Raw genomic sequence first — 2639 nt, 5'->3', positions numbered from 1 at the left:
TTAGTGGTTGTATCGTTATCAAAAGTAACTGGCAAATTAAATTTACGGATTTTCTTTTGTAAACGGTATTTTTCAAGTTCAATCTTTCTTTTTTCACGTCTGGGTAAAGGAGGTGCTTGACAATGTGTGGCTGTTTGTTGTACTTTCATATTGAAGACATCCCTTCTATTGGATTTTGGATCTCACCTATCCAATTAGATTTTTGAGGGGTGTCTTCCTCCTTTTTGTGCAAAATATTTTATAGGTTTTGCTACTTAAAAAGCTAGCAATGGCAAGAGCTTGGGCAGCTTTATTAGGGGTTACTTGCCGGCTATAGGATAAAATAAAAAAAGATAAAATATTTTTAATAGAGGAATTTTAAAATAGAACACGATTTACCCATACCACATAATGGAGGTAAAAAGGAGATGGGAAATAACAATAATAGTTCACCGACAGAAGCATGGAATCAGACACTTTACAGAGCTAGTTGTACAAAATGAGGTCCAGATCAACGAACCATCGTCAGTTCTATCAGCCCTTGTTCGCTGTGTGCCCTGCCTCATAATTGGGTAAAGAAAGAAGCGAACACTGAATTCGGAACCCCAAAGTGGTTGTCTGCACGGAAAACTGTCAGTCTCACGTCTTTGTCGGATATGTAGCCAGGGGCTATGGCTTGGTGAGCAGCTGTCTATACGGTTTGAGTGAAACAAAAAGGAGACATAAATGAAATTTACTGATTATTCTTTAAAAATGGGTGATAAGGTATTGATAGAAAATTTAAATATTTCTTTCAATCAAAATGTAATAAATCACTTACTTGGAAGTAATGGTGTTGGAAAATCCTGTTTTGCAAAATCTTGTATTGGTATGGTCAAATATAGCGGTAAAATTGAAGCGGATGATGATATTGTATTATTAGGAAGTGATAGCAATGTGCCTTTGGACTTTAGCTTAAAAGATATTGTCAAAATTTTAAAAAATAAGTTCTCTGACAAACAAGTTGACGAATTATATGAATTATTAAAATTGAAGAATGTTCCACAAAAATTGTGTATAAAAAAAAATGAGTGATGGTCAGAAACAAAAAAATAAAGTTGCTATCGTTTTTATCTGCAAAACCCAGAATTATTATACTTGATGAATTTACGTCTGCACTAGATAAAAGCAGCAGCTTGGATATATATGGGTTTTTAAAAGAATATGCAGGGAATAATGGAGTTACCTCTATTAATATTACACATAATCTATCAGATATAGAATATATGCCTGGAATATATTATTATTTTTCCAATAAAAACATTGTTAGGATAAATACAAAAGAAGAATTGTTTGATCTTTATGTGAAGGGGCGTTCTGTTTAATGGAATTAAAAAGAAGTATAAACAACAAAAATTTTTTATATTGTTTTACGGCAGTAGTATTATGTTTTGTATTGGGGTATATCTTATTAGTTAGCCTTGATAAAGTTGACAATGTTACAATAAAACAATTGTTTGAAAGTATATATTCAGTTATAACACAATTTGGAATGATGCTTTTCTCAATTATCGTTATTTATTCATTTAGTGTTGATTACAAAGAGAAAAATATTTTATTTTATCGAATGCTTGGAATAAATGAAGTTCGTTATTTTTTATCTAAATTATTGGTAATGATTTTTTGGTTTTCAATTTCCCTGCTTACAATGACAATTTTCATCTGTATTCTATACGGTGATTTTTCAGAATTATGGGTTATGTTATGTTATTCTGAAAATGCACTCATTTATGAGATTTTAATATCTGCACTGATTGCGTTTCTGTTTAAAAATATGTTAGCAGCATATTGTATAAATCTATCTTTTTGGATTAGCTCTATTGTTATTTCAACGACTTTTGGGAAATTGAGTTTTCTAGCATATTTTGATTCATCTAATATGTTGTCTCATAAACTAAGTAAATATTGGATAACAGGTAATGCCGAATATTTATCAATATTAAATAGCTTTATGTATAACCTTATTTTGTTTTGCATTGTATTATGTTTCGTATGGATTTTTAGAAAAAGGTGGTTAAGAAATGGACTATCATGATATAGGGATTTTACTTACAGAAAATTGTAATGCTAAATGTCGTATTTGTTGTGATAGAAGAGGGGAAGTATCTGGTAAAACTTTATCTCAGGATGAAATAGATTTAATCCTATAGCCGGCAAGTAACCCCTAATAAAGCTGCCCAAGCTCTTGCCATTGCTAGCTTTTTAAGTAGCAAAACCTATAAAATATTTTGCACAAAAAGGAGGAAGACACCCCTCAAAAATCTAATTGGATAGGTGAGACCCAAAATCCAATAGAAGGGATGTCTTCAATATGAAAGTACAACAAACAGCCACACATTGTCAAGCACCTCTTTTACCCAGACGTGAAAAAAGAAAGATTGAACTTGAAAAATACCGTTTACAAAAGAAAATCCGTAAATTTAATTTGCCAGTTACTTTTGATAACAATACAACCACTAAATTCGCCAATTTTGGCCCTGTAGAATCTTTTAAACAGGCAATTGGTTTCAAGGAACTTATCAAAAGCACTTTTACCATGCGCAAAGCACCTAACAGCAAATATCAGTCTCAAGAAATGCTCGAATTTTCTGGTTGATGCTCAAATTTCTTGGTTTATCTCG

General features: G+C 31.6%; 5 protein-coding genes. All 5 read left to right on the top strand.

Features of this window, described 5'->3' with window-relative positions:
- The first annotated feature begins 705 nt into the window (after positions 1 to 705).
- Complete coding sequence (locus SSCH_RS16335) at positions 706 to 1053, top strand: ATP-binding cassette domain-containing protein (RefSeq protein WP_052835365.1); 348 nt, start codon at positions 706 to 708, stop codon at positions 1051 to 1053.
- On the top strand, positions 1050 to 1343 hold the full coding sequence (locus SSCH_RS16330; protein ID WP_156972122.1) for a hypothetical protein: 294 nt from the start codon (positions 1050 to 1052) through the stop codon (positions 1341 to 1343). Before SSCH_RS16335 ends, SSCH_RS16330 begins: the two co-directional genes overlap by 4 nt.
- The gene (locus SSCH_RS05725) at positions 1343 to 2053 is read left to right on the top strand and encodes an ABC transporter permease (RefSeq protein WP_044664635.1); all 711 of its coding nucleotides are present in this window, start codon (positions 1343 to 1345) and stop codon (positions 2051 to 2053) included. The genes SSCH_RS16330 and SSCH_RS05725 overlap by 1 nt, the downstream gene beginning before the upstream one ends.
- Positions 2040 to 2168, top strand: coding sequence for a hypothetical protein (locus SSCH_RS20820; protein ID WP_269746125.1), 129 nt, complete (start codon positions 2040 to 2042; stop codon positions 2166 to 2168). Before SSCH_RS05725 ends, SSCH_RS20820 begins: the two co-directional genes overlap by 14 nt.
- 161 nt (positions 2169 to 2329) lie before the next feature.
- The gene (locus SSCH_RS05720) at positions 2330 to 2614 is read left to right on the top strand and encodes a hypothetical protein (protein WP_044664634.1); all 285 of its coding nucleotides are present in this window, start codon (positions 2330 to 2332) and stop codon (positions 2612 to 2614) included.
- The last annotated feature ends 25 nt before the right edge of the window (positions 2615 to 2639 follow it).

Origin of the sequence: Syntrophaceticus schinkii (genome assembly GCF_000946815.1) — a bacterium.
Lineage (GTDB): Bacteria > Bacillota > DSM-12270 > Thermacetogeniales > Thermacetogeniaceae > Syntrophaceticus > Syntrophaceticus schinkii.
Note: the sequence above shows the minus strand (reverse complement) of the source record. Positions and strands in the feature narration are given on the sequence as shown.